The following is a 15860-nucleotide window of genomic DNA, read 5'->3' on the forward strand; positions in this document are numbered from 1 at the left end:
AACGATCGTTAACGAAACGCGCCTTAATCTTAACCAAAGACCATTTCATCAAGGGGCTGATGACCAGAATGAGCAATCGCAACCGAGATTATGATGCGGCGCCGTACGAAGAAGAATATCGCGGCTTCGATATCCGAGATGATGATTCCGCGCGTGGACCGCTGATCCTGTCGCTCGCTATTGGCGTGTTGATCGTGTTCGGCGCTGTCGTCTGGAATACTTATCGTCAGGGCGTGCGCCCGACCGACGGGGCGTTGCCCATGGTCGTCGCCGAGGCCCAGCCTTACAAACGCCTGCCTGATGACAAGGGCGGCATCCAGATCGATGATCTTGACCGGCGTCTTTATGATGCCATGGATGGCTCAACGCGCCGGCCGGAGCCGACTCAAGTCGTCAGCCGCACGGATGGCTATCTTCGCGGTGGACCGCCGATGGACTTGCGCCCATCAGGTGAAGCTGAAAGTAGCCAGGTCGAGACGCCGTCAGAGCCTATTGTCCAGGCAGAGGACTTGCCGACGATCGAGCCGGTTGCTGTCGAAACCCCCGCTGCAACCGAACCGGAAATCGAGCAGGCCCCTGAGCCAGGCTACCGCTTTGCATTTACGCCGGGCGGCGAGTATCTGGTCCAGATATCGGCGCTGCGCAGCGAAGAGGCCGCCAGCGAAGCCTGGACAAAAGCCCGCCGCAATAACCCGGACATATTCGACGGCGCCAAGATGTCGATTGAAAGAGCAGATCTTGGTGCCAAGGGCGTTTTTTATCGCCTTCGTGCCGGCGCTTTCGGCTCGCGTGATACCGCATCAGAGTTTTGTGATGCGCTGAAGCAGAACGGCGGTGACTGTATCGTTGTTCGCGGAACGGCGTGACGAATAAGGCCTGCATCCTCAGCGTGGCGGGGCCGAACCTGCTGCGCGACGAAGCGGCCTTGCTTGCCGAGCACAAGCCTTGGGGCGTCATCCTGATGGGCCGCTCCTGCCTGTCGAAACAACAGGTCACGCAGCTGGTTCAGGATATCTGGGAAGCTGTTGGCAAACAGATATTCATCTTTATTGATCAGGAAGGTGGCCGCGTTGCGCGCCTGAAAGCACCAGAATGGCCCGTATTCCCAGCAGGCCGAGTGTACGGTGATCTCTACGATATTGACCGCGACAAGGGCCTTGAAGCCGCATGGCTCGGCCATCGGCTGATGGCGCATGAGCTTGCCAGCATGGGTATCCACGCCGATTGTGCGCCTGTGTGTGACCTGCCTCAGCCCGGCGCACATGACGTTATCGGCGACCGCGCTTTTGGTGCTCAGCCAGAGAAGGTCGGCGCGCTGGCGAAGGCCGCGCTGAAAGGGCTTCAGGACGGGTGGGTCGCTGGAGTGATCAAGCACATGCCAGGGCACGGTCGCTCCATGTCGGACAGTCACATGGAGCTGCCGCGCGTCATGGCAGGTGACAATGAACTGGCCTCGGACTTCGCTGCATTTGAGCAGGTGAAAGACGCGCCAATGGCGATGACAGCGCACATTGCATATGACCAATTTGACGCCACATCGCCTGCCACGCTTTCGAAACCTGTGATTCAGGACGTCATTCGCGGGCGAATCGGGTTTGATGGTCTCCTGATGACGGATGATCTCGGCATGAATGCCCTGGGGGGCTCGCTCACAGATCGCGCTAAAGCTGCCATGGCGGCGGGCTGCGATGTGCTGCTGCATTGCTCTGGTTTTTTGAAAGAGCCAGCGGATATTCTTGCCGAAATGACAGAGGTCGCAGAGGCCGCACCACCGCTTGAGGGCAAGTCGCTTGATCGAGCGGAAAGCGCCGAAGCGGCCACGCAATGCGGATCAGAGTTTGACGTCAAAGCCGGCTGGGAGCGGTTCAACGCGCTCCTCTCGAATACGGGAGCTGCCTACGCATGAGCCTTGAACTAGTCTCCAACGACCTCGTCGAGCAGGATGATATCGAAGCCGAGGACATGTTCTCGGTGGATCTGGATGGCTATGAAGGCCCGCTCCACCTCCTGCTCGATCTCGCGCGCAAGCAGAAAGTTGATCTTCTCAAGGTCTCGATGCTTGAGCTCGCGAACCAGTATATCGACTTTATCGAAGAGGTTCGGCGCAAGCGGATAGACCTCGCGGCGGACTATCTGCTGATGGCAGCATGGCTCGCCTTCATCAAATCACGGCTTCTGCTGCCCAAGCCCGAGAAGGCCGCAAATGACGAGGTTGATGGCGAGGAGATGGCGGCACGCCTGGCGTTCCGCCTCAAACGTCTCGACGCCATGCGCGAGGCGGGTGACCAGCTGATGGACCTGGCCCAGCTCGGACAGGAGGTTTTCGTTCGCGGCGCGCCAGAAAAGCCACGCATTATCAAGCAGACCGAATATGACACGACGCTCTGGCATCTCATGCAGGCTTTCGGATCTATCCGGCAGCGCCGTGAAGAGGCGGCCCCGCATAAGGTCGAGCACCAATTTGTTCTGCCGCTCGAAAATGCGCGCGACTCGCTGAAGTCGCTCAGTAAATTGATCGACGATTGGGCGAGCCTTGATCAGCTTCGCGCCAGAATGACCGACATTGCCGGCGATATTCCGCCGCGCTCTGTTACCGCCAGCGTCTTTTCTGCAGCTTTGGAACTCGCCCGTGACGGCGACGTCGAACTGCGTCAGGACCAGCATTTCTCGCCGCTCTATCTGCGCGGCGCTCAAGACGAGAGGGGAGGGGTTCACGCATGAACGCGATACCTCAGATGAAAGAAGACCCGATGGAAGACGAGCCGGAAGATATCCGCAAGGCTGTGCGCCAGCTCTCTTTCGCCTATCGGCGCTCAGCCGAAACGCTTTCAGAAGCAAGCGATGCGGGAATTGACGCGAGTTCTGAAGCGCTACGCCGTGCCGAAGCTGTCCTGTTTGCCGCCGGCGAGCCACTGTCAGCCGAGCAGATTGCGGAGGTCCTCCCGCAGGAGGCCGATGCGGCGCAGGTCCTCATGTCGCTGAAGGCGGCCTATACGAATCGCGGCGTGAACCTCGTTGAAGTCGCCGGAAAATGGCGCTTCCAGACCGCCGAAGATCTGTCCTATCTTTTCGTTGAAGAGCGCCACGAGCAGAAAAAGCTGTCTCAGGCCGCGCTCGAAACGCTCGCCATCATCGCCTACGGTCAGCCCGTCACACGGGCCGAAATCGAGGCAGTTCGCGGCGTTGCGGTCTCCAAAGGCACGATTGATCAGCTAATGGAAGCCGGATGGGTTCGCATCAAGGGTCGTCGCAAGACGCCTGGTCGCCCTGTGACGTATGGCACGACCGATGATTTCCTTGAGCATTTTGGCCTGGAGAGCCTGGATGTCCTTCCAGGCCGCGCCGAGCTGGAAGCGGGCGGACTTCTGTCTGATGTCGTGCCTGAGGATTTCGATGCCTCCGAGGTCGACATGCCGATCGGCGACGCAGATGCTGTCTCTGGCAGTGACGAAGATAATAGTGCTTTCGTCACAGATTTCATGGACGGCGACGCTGAGGAAGACTAGGGATTGTAAGCGTGACCATTGAGCCGGGCAGGTGTCGGCGCTACATGTCTGTTTAGATAATCCGGAGAGTTCCCATGGCCCCAAGCTGGATGCAGCTTCTTATTGTACTCATCGTGGCTCTGCTGCTGTTTGGCGGCCGCGGGCGTATTTCTTCGATCATGGGTGACATGGCGAAGGGCGTGCGCAGCTTCCGCAAAGGCCTGAACGACGATGAAGAAGACGACACCGAGAAGAAAAAGAATCTCGAAGACGACAAGATGGTCAATGTGACGCCTGAAAAGGAAAAGTCGAAAACCTCCAGCTAATTTGGCGAGGGAGGCCGGCTGATCAATGCTTCCACAATTTGGACTGACTGAATTTCTGCTGATTGCGACAGTAGCCCTGATCGTTGTTGGCCCCAAGGACTTGCCAATGATGATGCGCAAGCTTGGCCAGTTCGTGGCCAAGGGCAAATCTATGGCGCGGGAGTTTCAGTCGGCGTTCGATGACATTGCGAAGCAGGCGGAGCTCGATGAATTGCGCAAGGAGATTGAGGATTTGCGCCGCGACAATGCGCTCACCCAGGCCGTCGACGAGTTGAAGAAGACTGAAGCCGACATCAATCGCCAGGTCATGATGGAAAGCCCAATGCCGACTGACGCGGATGATCCAAAGCTGCCAGACGAGCATTCTGTAGACGCCCCCAAATCGGTAGAGACAGGCGCGCCGGAACTGGAGCCGGAACCGGAAACATCACAAGAGTCTTCTGACGAGCCGAAGGCCAAGAGCTCATGACAACCGACCTTCCGTCAGATCAGCGTCCCGACATTACCGACGAGGACGAGCTTGAAGCATCGCGCGCCCCGCTTCTTGATCACCTCATCGAGCTTCGCAGCCGCCTTATCTGGTCAATCGCCGCTTTGGCGATTTCCAGCATAGTCTGCTTCTTCCTGGCAAAGCCGCTCTACAACTGGCTGCTGGAGCCCCTTGTTCAGGTTGCGGAAGTCGAGCGCGGCGATACCCAGTTCAATCTCATCTATACCCAGCCGCTCGAAGTCTTCTTCGTTCAGTTGAAACTAGCGCTTTTCGCTGGCGTCTTCGTGTCATTTCCGATCATGGGATGGCAGATCTACTCCTTCGTCGCGCCCGGCCTCTACAAGAATGAGCGCGGTGCAGTGCTGCCATTTCTGATAGCGGCGCCCGTCCTCTTCGTGATTGGCGCACTTTTCGTCTACTTCATCATGTTGCCGCTGATCTCGAGCTTTGCGCTGTCGTTTGAGCAGCAGGGCGGGGAAGGCGTCGCGGCCATTACGCCGCAGATCAAAGTGTCAGAATATCTCTCCCTCGTGATGGCGCTGATGCTGGCTTTCGGCCTCAGTTTCCAGCTGCCTGTTGTTCTGGGCCTGCTCGGCCGCGCCGGCATTGTCGGGACCGACACGCTTCGAAGCGGTCGCAAATATGCGATTGTCGCGATTCTTGTATCAGCGGCCTTCTTCACGCCGCCGGACATGATCTCGCAGATCATGCTCGCTGTTCCGGTTTATGGCCTCTACGAGATTTCCATCTGGTGCGTTTCCATGATGGAGAAAAAGGCGGCAGAAGAAGAAGCGGCCCGCGAGGCAGGCGACTAGCTGCAGCCGCGCAAGATGTCCTGTTCCGCTATGGCTCCAATTGGGCTAGAGCCAAGCAGAGTACAGACTTTCAAGGCCTAGTTTCATGTTTGATATCCGCGCCATCCGCGACAACCCTGATGCATTCCGCGCCGCCTGGAATCGCCGCAAGCCGGGACTCGGCGATGCGGTCGACGACATCCGCGCTCACGACGCGGCGCTTCGTAAAGCGCTGACAGACAAGCAGGAAGCTGAAAGCGCGCGCAACACGAATTCAAAACTGATCGGTCAAGCCAAGGCCAAGGGTGACGATGCAGAGTTTGAGCGTCTGCGCGCTATCGTTGCTGAGGCCAAGGACACGATCGAGGCGGCGGGTGAGCAGGAAGCTGCCGCCCGCGAGGCGTTGGACGAGTTGCTGCTCGGTCTGCCGAATTTGCCGATGCCGGACGTTCCAGAAGGTGAAGATGAAGCGGCCAATGCCGAGCAGAAAAAGGTCGGCACGCCGCGCCAGTTCAACTTTACGCCGCAGGATCACGCCGACCTTGGCGAGAAACTCGGCCTGATGGATTTCGAGACGGCAGCCAAGATGTCCGGCTCGCGTTTCGTGCTGCTGAAAGGCCAGCTCTCGCGACTGGAACGGGCGCTAGCCAATTACATGCTGGACGTACAGACCGGCGAGCATGGGTACACCGAAGCTAGCCCGCCACTTCTCGTTCGCCCACAAGCACTTATAGGCACTGGGCAACTGCCAAAATTCTCTGAGGACCTGTTCAAAGCGTTCAAGACGATCAAGGTGCCGACGAAGGACGGAGGGGAGGTCATTCTTCCGCGTCTGGAAGAATTAGCTGATTACCTCATCCCCACCGCTGAAGTCCCGCTCACGAACATCGTCCGCGAGAGCATTCTTGATGATGAAACCCTTCCGCGCCGCTATACCGCGCACACGCCGTGCTTCCGTTCCGAAGCTGGCAGTGCAGGTCGCGACACGCGTGGCATGATCCGGCTGCATCAGTTCAACAAGGTCGAGCTCGTCTCCATCGTCCGCGACGAAGAAGAAGGCCTCACCGAACTTGAGTGCATGACGACATGTGCCGAGACCATTCTTGAACGCCTCGATCTGCCTTATCGGCGCATGCTGCTGTGTACCGGCGACATGGGAGCAGGCGCGCGCAAGACGTACGACCTCGAAGTCTGGCTGCCGAGCCAGGACACCTACCGTGAAATTAGTTCCTGCTCTTACTGCGGCGACTTCCAGGCGCGCCGCATGAACGCGCGCTGGCGCCCGGAACCGAGCGAAGAAAATCAGAAACCAAAGCCCGAATTCGTACATACGCTTAACGGCTCCGGCCTCGCTGTGGGGCGCACGCTCGTCGCCGTGCTGGAGAACTACCAGCAGGAAGACGGCTCCATCGCCGTGCCGAAGGTGCTGCAGCCCTATATGGGCGGCCTTGAGGTCATCAAATGAGGATTTTGCTCACCAATGATGATGGCATTCACGCGCCGGGGCTGTCGGTGCTGGAATCCATTGCGCGGGAGCTGTCCGATGATGTCTGGATCGCCGCGCCGGAAGTCGAGCAGTCCGGCCAATCGCGATCCATCACGCTGACACAGCCGGTCCGTACCCGCCTGGTGCGCGACAAATGCTGGGCCGTGATGGGTACGCCAACCGACTGCGTCCTGCTTGCTGTGCATGACCTTATGGATGAGCGCCCAGACCTGATCCTCTCAGGCGTCAATCGTGGCCAGAACATCGCCGAGGATACGAGCCTCTCGGGTACGATTGCCGGCGCTATGTTCGGTATGCATCTTGGCATCCCGTCCATCGCGCTCAGTCAGGCGCAGGGCTTTCGCGAACGCGTGTCCTTGCCGTGGGAAACCTCGAAATCCTGGGGCGCAAAGGTCATCAAGCCGCTCATCGAGAAAGGCTGGCCGGATGATGTTGTGATGAACGTCAACTTCCCCGACCGCGAGCCAGACGACGTTACAGGTATTGAGATCACGCGTCAGGGATTTCGCGACGAGTCGATCATTGCGACGGAACGGCGCGAAGACCTGCGCGGCAATGATTACTTCTGGATCGGTTTCAAGCCCAAGCTGTCACGCCCCGAAGAAGGGACTGACCTACGCGCGATCTATGAGGGGCGGATTTCGGTGACGCCGTTGCATGTCGATTTGACCCATAACCGGTATCTCGAAACGCTGAAGGCGTCATGGCAGACCTGATCGCTGATCCATTCCGGGCCGCGCGGCTTATTTTGTTGCTGCGCCGGCAGGGAATTCGCGATGATGCCGTTCTTGCGGCGATGGAAACGATCGACCGCGCCGTTTTCGTTGATCCGAAGCTTGCAGAGCTCGCTTACGAAGATACGGCGCTTCCCATTCCCTGCGGGCAGATGATCCCAAAGCCGGTTGTTGTCGCACAGCTCCTTGGTGCTTTGCAGGCTTCGCCCGGCAAGGAAGACCGGATTCTGATTGTCGGAGCAGGGGCAGGTTACATGACCGCCTTGCTCGCTCAGATCGGGCGTCATGTCTGGGCCGTGGAGCGATACCAGCAACTTGTCGTGGCGGCGCGCGCGAGAATGCTTGAGCTGAAAGTCGAGAATGTGAACTTCAGGCATGGCGATGGGCTGGATGGCTGGCCGGAGCACAGCCCATTCGAGCGCATTCTGCTGACTGGAGCGGTTTCAGGCATACCGGAAAAACTGCTTCAGCAGGTCGCTCGTGGCGGCGCTCTGGTGGCCCCGTTCAATCAAACAGGTCAGGACCAGGTCATCAGACGGATCGAATCCGATGGTTCGGTGCAGGATTTTCCGATTCTGGAGCCTCTACCCGTGCTGCGCTCAGGCATTTCAGCCGCGCTTTGATCTATTCCACGTCGCTGGCAGCACACTCACCTTCTGCAGCAACGCTGGCGCCTGCAGAAGCGGCGACGCAGGCGTTGCTGTAGGTCTGACCGTCGCAGCCACAAACCGGTGCATATTCCTCTGTGCAGAAATCAGGAACAGGTTCGCACGTGCCGGTGCCATCCATCACTTCGAGACATTGCCCGTCCGGTTGCTTGCAGAAAAGACCGGCGGGGCACTCGATCGCTGCGATACCGCCACAGGTCGCCCCTTCTGCGTCGGGAGCGGGCTGCGGTTGGGTGACTGTCTCTTCAACCGGCATCGTATCTTCGGGCGCTGGCTCGGGTGAGTCGTTGCCCGATGGCTGGCACGCCGTAAGAAAACCGATGGAAAGTGCAATTGCCAGAAGTCTCATCTTTGCCCCGCAGAGAATCCGTTAGTTGCCCCAATTGGGCCATGTAAGTTGCGAGCTGGCAAGCGCCTCAGCAAAAATAGAGCCTGCCAGCCCGCTAATTGATCAGGATTTTCCCGCTTCTGAGAGCAGCCGGAACATGTTCTGGCTGTGGCCTGCGCCCATTTCGAAGTGGGTTTGCGTCGAGGTGTCAGTGATCTGATCCCACTTCGCTTCGACGGCTTCGGCCGTCAGGGCGTCTCCCTGACCAACGAAAGCGCCGTTTGTCTCTACAATCTGGGCCATAGAAAAGGCACCGGCGCCGGCAGACAGCACCATGCCGGTCGGCGCTTCTTCCTTGACGAGGTTCATGACGCCCGGCGTGACATATTCGGGCTTTAGCTGCTCCAGAACTTCTGGCGGCATGAGGCCTTCCGTCATGCGGGTTGCTGCGACCGGGCAGACAGCATTGATCTTGATGTTGTTCTTCGCGCCTTCGATTTTCAGCGTATTCATCAGGCCAACGAGGCCGAGCTTTGCGGCGCCATAGTTCGCCTGGCCAAAGTTGCCGTACAGACCTGTGGAGGAGGTGGTGACGACGATACGGCCGTAATTTTGCTCTTTCATGATGTCCCAGGCCGCCTTGATCGGCTTGAAGCTGCCCATCAGGTGAACATCGACAACGAGCTCAACGTCTTCCAGCGTCATTTTGGAGAAGGACTTGTCGCGCAGGATGCCTGCATTCGCGATCAGGATGTCGATGCGGCCCCATTTCGCCATCGTGTCATCGATCATCTTCTGGACGCCCGCCGTATCAGACACGGATGAGCCATTCGCAAAAGCTTCGCCTCCGAGCGCTTCAATCTCCTTCACCACGTCATTTGCGGCTTCGGAGCTGCCGCCTGATCCGTCCATGGACGCGCCGAGATCGTTGACAACGACTTTCGCGCCGCGTCGCGCAAGTTCGAGCGCATGGCAACGACCAAGACCGCCGCCAGCACCTGTCACAATGGCGACTTTTCCATCAAAACGAATATCGGACATGAATTTCTCCCGGAGAGTAAGATTGACTGAAACTGGCGTGCCTTGCAGCACCGGCTCGGCCAAACGTCAAGCACTGGCGCAAGGTTAGCGCTTGTGTGACGCCAGCGGTCATGCTGTTGAGGGGCAATCAAACAGGAGGAAACAACAATGCTGGCTTATGTAACTTTAGGCTCCAACGACGTTGAAAAGGCGACGGCGTTTTACGACGCTTTGATGCCTGAACTGGGCGCGAAACGCTTTTTCGATAATGGGCGACTTTATTTCTACGGCACCGCGCCCGGGCAACCGATGCTGGCCATTGGGGGGCCTTATGATGAAGGTACGGCGACGGTCGGGAATGGAGTGATGCCTGCATTGGCAGCACCAGACAACGAAACGGTCGACAGGGTGTACAAGAAGGCGCTGGAGCTTGGCGCTAAGGGCGAGGGCGAGCCTGGAAATCGCATGCCGACATTTTATGGCGCATATTTCCGCGATCCGGATGGTCACAAGATCTGCGTTTGCAAACTGGGTTAGCCGCACAAAAAAGGCCGCAGCTTCTGCTGCGGCCTCATCGGTTCGCTCGGCATTCTTTATCAGGCGGCCGTGATTTCTTTCAAATCGCCATCGTGCATCAGGCGCTTGATGTAGCCGTCAATGTACAGAAGGAGGGGTTTGCCATCTGTTTCCGGTTGGCGTGCTGACCAATCCTGGTGCTGCTGGCGCAGCTCTTTAAGCTTTTCGAGCTTAACGTCGAGATCGTCGGACGACATTCCAACACCATCGACCTGGTCGGATGTTACCGGGCGCGGCTCCATCGTAACGGTCTGCTCCCTGAGTGGCGTGAATCTCTTCTTTTTCATATCTCGCTCCTTTTGGGATGGTTGTCTGGTCAATTAACGTGCGGACCCTGCTGATGTTCCTGCATTGGCGCGGGCGGTGAAAATCGGGGGTAGAGCAATGTGTGATCGCAGGCTAAGGCTTGTTGATCCGTGGAATGAGGGAGTCGGGCATGGAATGGGGCTGGGACAATGCGCGTGCGCTTATCGGCATCGCGCTGATCTATGGAATCTGCCTGCTCGTTTCCGAGCGCCGAGGGTCGTTCCCGTGGAAGATCGTAATTGGCGCCACCATCATGCAATTCGCCTTTGCTCTCATCCTGTTCTGGGTGACACCCGTTCGTAGCGTGCTTCTCAAAGCGAATGTTCTCGTCGATGGCTTGCAGGAAGCGACGCGTGCCGGCACGGGATTCGTGTTTGGCTATGTTGGCGATAATGTTGCGGCCGGGCAGATCATGGAAGGGTCGCCCCCAGCGCTGTTCTTCTTCCAGATCCTGCCCATCGTGATCGTCGTTGCGGCCCTGTCCGCAATCTTGTGGCATTGGCGCATCCTGAGATGGATCACGAACGGGTTTGCCTATGTCTTCCAGCGGCTGATGGGGCTGGGCGGTGCAACCTCTCTGGCGGTGTCTGCCAACGTGTTCATGGGCATGACGGAAGCACCCGTCCTTATCCGCCCGTACATCAAGGGCATGACGCGCTCAGAGCTGCTCATCATGATGACAGCCGGGTTCGCGACCATCGCCGGGTCTGTCCTCGTCGTTTACGGAGCGTTCCTGGAAGGCAAGATGGCCAACCCGCTGCCACAGCTTCTTGCGGCGTCGCTGATTGCCGCTCCGGCAGCTGTCGCTGTTGCGCTCGTCATGATTCCGGAAACGACCTCTGGAACCGAACGCATGCAGGAGCCGGATTTTGCCTATTCATCAACGATGGACGCCTTTTCCACGGGCGCCACTGACGGCCTGAAGATCGTTTTCAACATCGCGACCATGCTGATTGCCGCATTGGCGCTCCTCTGGATCATCAATGCTGGCCTGCAAGCCGTCTCGGGCATGTTCTGGGGCCAGAGCGTATCGCTGGCAAAGCTGTGTGCACCACCCGTCGACTATGCCGCACTGAAAGAGACCTGGGTGATGATGAAGGAACCGGTTTTTCTTCAAAAATGCGCCGCGATCGAACCCGACCAGACCATCCGGCTGCTGGCGCAGGGAGATGCCCTGTCCATTGAGCGGATCCTCGGCTGGATCTTCGCTCCGCTGATGTACATGATCGGTGTTCCGATGGGCGAGGCGGCGCAGTCGGGCTCTCTCATGGGCGTAAAAACGGTGCTCACAGAGTTCGTGGCCTTCATACAGCTTGCCGATGTGCCAGCTGACGCCATGGACCCGCGCACCCGTATGATCACGGCGCACGCAATCTGCGGCTTTGCGAATTTCGGCTCCATGGGCATTCTGATTGGCGGTCTGTCGATCATCGAGCCGGCAAGACGCGATGACTTTCTGTCGCTGGCCTGGCGGACTCTGCTGGCCGGCACCCTGGCGACGTGTCTGTCGGGCGCAGTGGTTGGCGCTTTGCCATATTCCATTTTTGCCGGCGCCGGCTAACGCAGAGTCGCCCTCGTCAAAGCAGGGGCATCGAGCTAGATGGCTGGTGAAGAGAGTAAACTCCACCGACCTTCGAGGGAAGAAACCATGCCGCTCCGCCGCCTGTTTGCAACAGCTGCCAGTGTTTCGATCTTAGTTTCGTCTGCAGGGCTTGCATCTGCTCAGGTCAATGATGACGGAGAACAAGTCATTGTGGCCGACAGTCGGCTGCCCGTGGTCGAGATCTACGGTGACCGGACGTCTGGTCAGCCGGGAAGTGTTTCGAGCGTTGATGCCGAGACAATTGCAGAAATCAACGCAGACCACCCGGCCGAAATCCTGAACGAGCTGCCAGGCGTCAACATCCAGATGAATTCCGGTCAGGAGCACCTCATCGCCCTGCGCTCTCCCGTCCTGACAGGCGGCGCGGGGCAAGGAAGTTTTCTCATCCTGGAAAATGGCGTTCCGACCCGCGCGCCAGCCTTTGGCAACGTCAATTCCCTGTTCGAGATCCACCACGAAGTCGCTGAAGCCATCGAGATCGTGCGCGGACCGGCCTCGGCGAAGTATGGTTCGAATGCGGTCCACGGGTTGATCAACGTCATTCTTGATGGGCCCAGCCACGAGGACTACGCCGATCTGCGACTGACAGGCTCCACTCTCAACCGTTATCGAGCTGACCTCACCGGCAATCTGTCCGGGACCGCCAAGGTCTCCCTTTCGCTGCAAGATGATGCTGGTTGGCGTGATTTTACCGGTGTTGAACAGCAGAAGCTCTCAGCGAATTACGCGTTCGACGTGGCTGGCTGGAATGGTCTCGCATGGATGAGCGCCTCAAATCTCAATCAGGAGACGGCCGGTTTCCTTCAAGGCTACAAAGCCTACCGGGATGACGACACCGCCACCACTAATCCCAATCCGGAAGCCTATCGAGATGCGCAATGGGCCATGGGTGCTGTTCGGCTTTCGCGAGAGCTTGGCACAGGTGAGCTGACGCTGACTCCCTTCTATCGCTGGCAGGAAATGGAGTTCGCACAGCACTTTCTGCCGAACGGAGGCGTCGAGGAGAATGGCCATGATGGCTTCGGCCTCATGTCGAAATACGAAATCAGGGCCTACGACCCGGTCACATGGCGGATAGGTGCCGATGTCGATGTTTCATCAGGCTGGCTCAAGGAGACGCAGTCAGACCCGTTCGGATTCTTTCCGGGTGACACGCGATTTCCGACCGGCGTGCACTATGACTACACGGTCGATACGACAATGCTCGCCTTATGGGGCGAAGCTGAATGGGAAGTGTCCGATGACCTGACTGTGCTGGCTGGTTTGCGTGGTGAGACGCATGATTATGACTACTCGACCGATGCGCCTGCCGGGCCAAATGGCCGTTTCCTCGTCCCGGCTGACCGCGAAGACAGTTTCGACCTTTTGACGCCGAAGCTCGGCGCGATCTGGACCCCCGGCAGTGGCGATATCAGCTATTATGTGAACTATGCGCGCGGCCAACGCGCGCCGCAGGCATCGGACCTGTACCGCCTGCAATCCCAGCAGGGCATCGCTGAAGCGGATGTGGAAACGATGGACAGCATCGAGGTTGGCGCGCGTGGGGCTGTACTGGATGGCGCGCTCGTTTTCGATATCGCGGCTTACTACGCCGAAAAGGAGAACTTCTTTTTCCGCGACTCCGACGGTCTCAATGTCACTGACGGCTCGACGCGCCATCAGGGTATCGAAGGACAGGCGAACTGGATTCTGTCTGACCAGCTCTCTGTTGACGCGACTCTTAGCGTTGCCGAGCACACCTACACATTCGATCGGATCGTCGGCAACGGTTCTGAAATCATTCGCTCTGGCAACGAGGTCGACACCGCACCTAACTGGCTCGGCGATCTCGCGCTCCGCTGGACACCGACTGATCGATTTGAGGCGAGCGTGTCGGCTGAATACATCGGCGAGTACTATACCGACCCGGCCAATGAGCAGACCTATCCGGGGCACACGCTCACCAATCTGCGTCTCGCCTATGATTTCGCCGAGGGTCTGCAAGGATTTGTGATCGTGAGAAATCTGTTTGATCTCAACTATGCGGACCGCGCCGATTTTGCTTTCGGCAATGATCGGTACTTTCCTGGAGAGCCTCTCAACGCGACGATCGGGATCAAAAAGCGTTTCGATTAGCGTCAGGACAGCCTTCGACTTCCGCCACGATCAGGAGTAGGGCTTTGGTAAAACAGGAGGAAGTCATGAAGCTTTACCACAGCCCGCAGGCGCCGAACCCGGAACGCGTGGTCAAATTCCTCAAGGCGAAGGGCAAGCTCGACGCCGTCGAGATCGAGGAGCTCTCGATCATGAAGCAGGAGCACAAGACACCGGAATACCGCGAGGTCTCGCCCTTTTCGCAAGTTCCGGCTCTAATCCTTGATGACGGAACGAAGCTGACCGAAAGCCGCGCCATCTGCACCTATCTGGAAGGCGTTTTTCCAGAGCCGAACCTGATGGGCGCAGACCCGAAGGAAAAGGCGCTGATCGAGATGTGGGACCGGCGCGTCGAGCTGATGCTGTTCCTGCAATTCGCCACATGGTTCCGCAACACCCATCCCGCCATGGCGCCGCTCGAAGTCCCGCAGGTCCCCGAAGCCGGCGCCAAGGCCGAGAAGGGCGCCAAGGCGATGGCCAAGCGCATCGACGCCCACCTCGCCGAGAATGACTTCCTCGCCGCCGGCCGCTTCTCCATCGCCGATATCACCCTCTACTGCTTCACGGGTTTTGCCGGCGTCATGAAATGGAAGCCGCACGAGGAGTTCGAGAACATCGGAAAATGGCGCGAACGCGCGAAGGCGGCGATCGGGTAAATCCACACCATTTGCATCGCTGCGATAATTTGCCGCTCAACAGGGGGCTGCGCGAGTGGTTGCTTGCGCGTTGTCGGATGTGATCAATAATAGCTGTTGCAGAATCGGAACTCAGCAGGATTTTGAACATCTCGTTTCTTGGGGGGCTGTAATGGCAAAAAAAACAGGGTTTTGGTTCGTGCGCGGTGTCGTGGAAGCTTCAACTCGAATGAGCAAAACCGATGTTTCTGGCGCTGGTGGACGGGTTCATTCCAGTACATCCTACTTCTCAGAGATCCGTCTGCGCACTGAGAAAGGGGCGCTTAAGGACTGGCCAATGACCGGAACCTACGCACCTGGGGATATCGTTGCTGTAGTTGTTTACAATGGTAAGGAAGTTGGCGAGAAAAATATCTCGACAGGGGATTATTGGGTCACTTGGAAAACAACACCGGATCTTCTGAAGTTGGTGTTTTGGCTACTTGCGATTTTCATGGCTATGGTCTTCGTCGGTGGAGTGTTTCTGACTGATGAAGAGACCGGGCGGCCCTACAGGGAGGACCCGGCCATGCTGATATTTTCGATCGTCATGGGCATCCTAGCGGTGCTGTTGATCCGATCTCTGCGTTCCGCCGAGCAGAAGAAGAACCGGGGCCTCGATATACTAAACAATCTGCGCGAAGACACGAAGTCGCTGAAGGATATTTAACTGCGCTTCGTCAGCTTGGCCTGGGCATGAATTGGAAGTCGCACAAGGCGTCCCAGAATATAGCCAAGTGACGCGAACGGGTGAAGGTTGATATGGGTTAGAACGCTCACTTCGACGGTCCTCACCGCTTCGCGATCACTGACTTCGCCGCCGGGGGTATCAACACCCGGCAAGCGAAGAGGCCGCTGGCCACAACCATGAGGTCGATCAGCCCGTCCACGGCAACCGCGATTCAGAATCTGGATGGCTCTTCCGCGCGCACAATGGCGTTGCCCGGGGTCTTCGATCTCGCCGGTCATGAGCGCCATGATTGCGCCCTCATAGAGCAGATAAAGCCTGAAGATCAGCAACGTGGCTGAAAGCGAGAGCGCGATGGCTGCTGTCGCGGCAATCTGATCGCACGACATGGGCAAAGCTCCCGGTCCATCCTGACCGATCAGGCGCAGCCCAGCCGCAACTCGGGTGAAATCGTGCGCGCTAGACGGTGGCCAGCAGGCTTTAAAAGGCTCGCATGGCGAGCGAAATCAAATCACGCCGGGCCGCGCG

General features: G+C 58.2%; 18 protein-coding genes and 1 pseudogene. 15 read left to right on the forward strand and 4 right to left on the reverse strand.

Annotated elements, in window-relative coordinates:
* Positions 1–68: 68 nt before the first annotated feature.
* From WNY37_RS10335 to WNY37_RS10380, 10 genes and pseudogenes are all read left to right on the forward strand, one after another.
* Positions 69–866 carry an SPOR domain-containing protein gene (locus WNY37_RS10335; protein WP_342973313.1) on the forward strand — a complete coding sequence of 266 codons (798 nt, stop codon included), beginning with the start codon at positions 69–71 and terminating at the stop codon, positions 864–866.
* Positions 863–1906, forward strand: coding sequence for a beta-N-acetylhexosaminidase (gene nagZ, locus WNY37_RS10340; protein ID WP_342973314.1), 1044 nt, complete (start codon positions 863–865; stop codon positions 1904–1906). The genes WNY37_RS10335 and nagZ overlap by 4 nt, the downstream gene beginning before the upstream one ends.
* Complete coding sequence (locus tag WNY37_RS10345; protein WP_342973315.1) at positions 1903–2721, forward strand: ScpA family protein; 819 nt, start codon at positions 1903–1905, stop codon at positions 2719–2721. Before nagZ ends, WNY37_RS10345 begins: the two co-directional genes overlap by 4 nt.
* On the forward strand, positions 2718–3506 hold the full coding sequence (gene scpB, locus WNY37_RS10350; RefSeq protein WP_342973316.1) for an SMC-Scp complex subunit ScpB: 789 nt from the start codon (positions 2718–2720) through the stop codon (positions 3504–3506). The genes WNY37_RS10345 and scpB overlap by 4 nt, the downstream gene beginning before the upstream one ends.
* A gap of 74 nt (positions 3507–3580) precedes the next feature.
* Complete coding sequence (gene tatA / locus WNY37_RS10355) at positions 3581–3811, forward strand: twin-arginine translocase TatA/TatE family subunit (RefSeq protein WP_342973317.1); 231 nt, start codon at positions 3581–3583, stop codon at positions 3809–3811.
* Positions 3812–3836: 25 nt separating this feature from the next.
* Positions 3837–4049, forward strand: a pseudogene (gene tatB / locus WNY37_RS10360) (Sec-independent protein translocase protein TatB); the annotation flags it as partial.
* A gap of 227 nt (positions 4050–4276) precedes the next feature.
* A complete protein-coding gene (tatC, locus tag WNY37_RS10365; RefSeq protein ID WP_342973318.1) occupies positions 4277–5116 on the forward strand; it encodes a twin-arginine translocase subunit TatC in 840 nt (279 codons plus the stop codon).
* Positions 5117–5201: 85 nt separating this feature from the next.
* Entirely contained in the window at positions 5202–6560 is a 1359-nt protein-coding gene (serS, locus tag WNY37_RS10370) for a serine--tRNA ligase (RefSeq protein WP_342973319.1), read from the forward strand.
* The gene (gene surE / locus WNY37_RS10375; protein WP_342973320.1) at positions 6557–7318 is read left to right on the forward strand and encodes a 5'/3'-nucleotidase SurE; all 762 of its coding nucleotides are present in this window, start codon (positions 6557–6559) and stop codon (positions 7316–7318) included. The genes serS and surE overlap by 4 nt, the downstream gene beginning before the upstream one ends.
* Positions 7306–7959 carry a protein-L-isoaspartate(D-aspartate) O-methyltransferase gene (locus tag WNY37_RS10380; protein WP_342973321.1) on the forward strand — a complete coding sequence of 218 codons (654 nt, stop codon included), beginning with the start codon at positions 7306–7308 and terminating at the stop codon, positions 7957–7959. The genes surE and WNY37_RS10380 overlap by 13 nt, the downstream gene beginning before the upstream one ends.
* Position 7960: 1 nt before the next feature.
* Here the strand turns inward: WNY37_RS10380 and WNY37_RS10385 are convergent, their stop codons facing one another.
* A complete protein-coding gene (locus tag WNY37_RS10385; protein ID WP_342973322.1) occupies positions 7961–8353 on the reverse strand; it encodes a Kazal-type serine protease inhibitor domain-containing protein in 393 nt (130 codons plus the stop codon).
* Between the two features lie 102 nt (positions 8354–8455).
* Positions 8456–9373: an SDR family NAD(P)-dependent oxidoreductase gene (locus tag WNY37_RS10390; RefSeq protein WP_342973323.1), complete on the reverse strand. Its 918-nt coding sequence runs from the start codon at positions 9371–9373 to the stop codon at positions 8456–8458.
* Between the two features lie 147 nt (positions 9374–9520).
* On the opposite strand from WNY37_RS10390, the gene WNY37_RS10395 reads away from it, so the two are divergent.
* Positions 9521–9889, forward strand: coding sequence for a VOC family protein (locus WNY37_RS10395; protein ID WP_342973324.1), 369 nt, complete (start codon positions 9521–9523; stop codon positions 9887–9889).
* A gap of 59 nt (positions 9890–9948) precedes the next feature.
* Here WNY37_RS10395 and WNY37_RS10400 read toward each other — a convergent pair whose 3' ends face one another.
* A complete protein-coding gene (locus WNY37_RS10400) occupies positions 9949–10215 on the reverse strand; it encodes a hypothetical protein (RefSeq protein ID WP_342973325.1) in 267 nt (88 codons plus the stop codon).
* A 149-nt stretch (positions 10216–10364) separates the two neighbouring features.
* On the opposite strand from WNY37_RS10400, the gene WNY37_RS10405 reads away from it, so the two are divergent.
* The 4 genes from WNY37_RS10405 to WNY37_RS10420 all read left to right on the forward strand — a co-directional run bounded on the left by WNY37_RS10405 (position 10365) and on the right by WNY37_RS10420 (position 15314).
* Complete coding sequence (locus WNY37_RS10405; RefSeq protein ID WP_342973326.1) at positions 10365–11795, forward strand: nucleoside transporter C-terminal domain-containing protein; 1431 nt, start codon at positions 10365–10367, stop codon at positions 11793–11795.
* A gap of 87 nt (positions 11796–11882) precedes the next feature.
* A complete protein-coding gene (locus WNY37_RS10410; RefSeq protein ID WP_342973327.1) occupies positions 11883–13952 on the forward strand; it encodes a TonB-dependent receptor in 2070 nt (689 codons plus the stop codon).
* Between the two features lie 65 nt (positions 13953–14017).
* Positions 14018–14626: a glutathione S-transferase family protein gene (locus tag WNY37_RS10415; protein ID WP_342973328.1), complete on the forward strand. Its 609-nt coding sequence runs from the start codon at positions 14018–14020 to the stop codon at positions 14624–14626.
* Positions 14627–14777: 151 nt separating this feature from the next.
* Positions 14778–15314 carry a hypothetical protein gene (locus WNY37_RS10420; RefSeq protein ID WP_342973329.1) on the forward strand — a complete coding sequence of 179 codons (537 nt, stop codon included), beginning with the start codon at positions 14778–14780 and terminating at the stop codon, positions 15312–15314.
* On the opposite strand, the gene WNY37_RS10425 is transcribed toward WNY37_RS10420, so the two are convergent.
* Positions 15311–15721 carry a hypothetical protein gene (locus WNY37_RS10425; RefSeq protein ID WP_342973330.1) on the reverse strand — a complete coding sequence of 137 codons (411 nt, stop codon included), beginning with the start codon at positions 15719–15721 and terminating at the stop codon, positions 15311–15313. The genes WNY37_RS10420 and WNY37_RS10425 overlap by 4 nt on opposite strands.
* Between the last annotated feature and the right edge of the window lie 139 nt (positions 15722–15860).

Source organism: Henriciella sp. AS95, from assembly GCF_038900055.1.
In the GTDB taxonomy this organism is placed as follows: domain Bacteria; phylum Pseudomonadota; class Alphaproteobacteria; order Caulobacterales; family Hyphomonadaceae; genus Henriciella.

What these genes read in the sequence shown, in the direction of transcription:
- WNY37_RS10420 (WP_342973329.1), top strand. Translation starts at nt 14,778, where the DNA reads ATGGCAAAAAAAACAGGGTTTTGGTTCGTGCGCGGTGTCGTGGAAGCT.
- tatA (WP_342973317.1), top strand. Translation starts at nt 3,581, where the DNA reads ATGGCCCCAAGCTGGATGCAGCTTCTTATTGTACTCATCGTGGCTCTG.
- WNY37_RS10345 (WP_342973315.1), top strand. Translation starts at nt 1,903, where the DNA reads ATGAGCCTTGAACTAGTCTCCAACGACCTCGTCGAGCAGGATGATATC.
- scpB (WP_342973316.1), top strand. Translation starts at nt 2,718, where the DNA reads ATGAACGCGATACCTCAGATGAAAGAAGACCCGATGGAAGACGAGCCG.
- surE (WP_342973320.1), top strand. Translation starts at nt 6,557, where the DNA reads ATGAGGATTTTGCTCACCAATGATGATGGCATTCACGCGCCGGGGCTG.
- WNY37_RS10385 (WP_342973322.1), bottom strand. Translation starts at nt 8,353, where the DNA reads ATGAGACTTCTGGCAATTGCACTTTCCATCGGTTTTCTTACGGCGTGC.
- WNY37_RS10400 (WP_342973325.1), bottom strand. Translation starts at nt 10,215, where the DNA reads ATGAAAAAGAAGAGATTCACGCCACTCAGGGAGCAGACCGTTACGATG.
- WNY37_RS10395 (WP_342973324.1), top strand. Translation starts at nt 9,521, where the DNA reads ATGCTGGCTTATGTAACTTTAGGCTCCAACGACGTTGAAAAGGCGACG.
- WNY37_RS10425 (WP_342973330.1), bottom strand. Translation starts at nt 15,721, where the DNA reads ATGTCGTGCGATCAGATTGCCGCGACAGCAGCCATCGCGCTCTCGCTT.
- serS (WP_342973319.1), top strand. Translation starts at nt 5,202, where the DNA reads ATGTTTGATATCCGCGCCATCCGCGACAACCCTGATGCATTCCGCGCC.
- tatC (WP_342973318.1), top strand. Translation starts at nt 4,277, where the DNA reads ATGACAACCGACCTTCCGTCAGATCAGCGTCCCGACATTACCGACGAG.
- WNY37_RS10415 (WP_342973328.1), top strand. Translation starts at nt 14,018, where the DNA reads ATGAAGCTTTACCACAGCCCGCAGGCGCCGAACCCGGAACGCGTGGTC.
- WNY37_RS10390 (WP_342973323.1), bottom strand. Translation starts at nt 9,373, where the DNA reads ATGTCCGATATTCGTTTTGATGGAAAAGTCGCCATTGTGACAGGTGCT.
- WNY37_RS10335 (WP_342973313.1), top strand. Translation starts at nt 69, where the DNA reads ATGAGCAATCGCAACCGAGATTATGATGCGGCGCCGTACGAAGAAGAA.
- WNY37_RS10410 (WP_342973327.1), top strand. Translation starts at nt 11,883, where the DNA reads ATGCCGCTCCGCCGCCTGTTTGCAACAGCTGCCAGTGTTTCGATCTTA.
- WNY37_RS10405 (WP_342973326.1), top strand. Translation starts at nt 10,365, where the DNA reads ATGGAATGGGGCTGGGACAATGCGCGTGCGCTTATCGGCATCGCGCTG.
- WNY37_RS10380 (WP_342973321.1), top strand. Translation starts at nt 7,306, where the DNA reads ATGGCAGACCTGATCGCTGATCCATTCCGGGCCGCGCGGCTTATTTTG.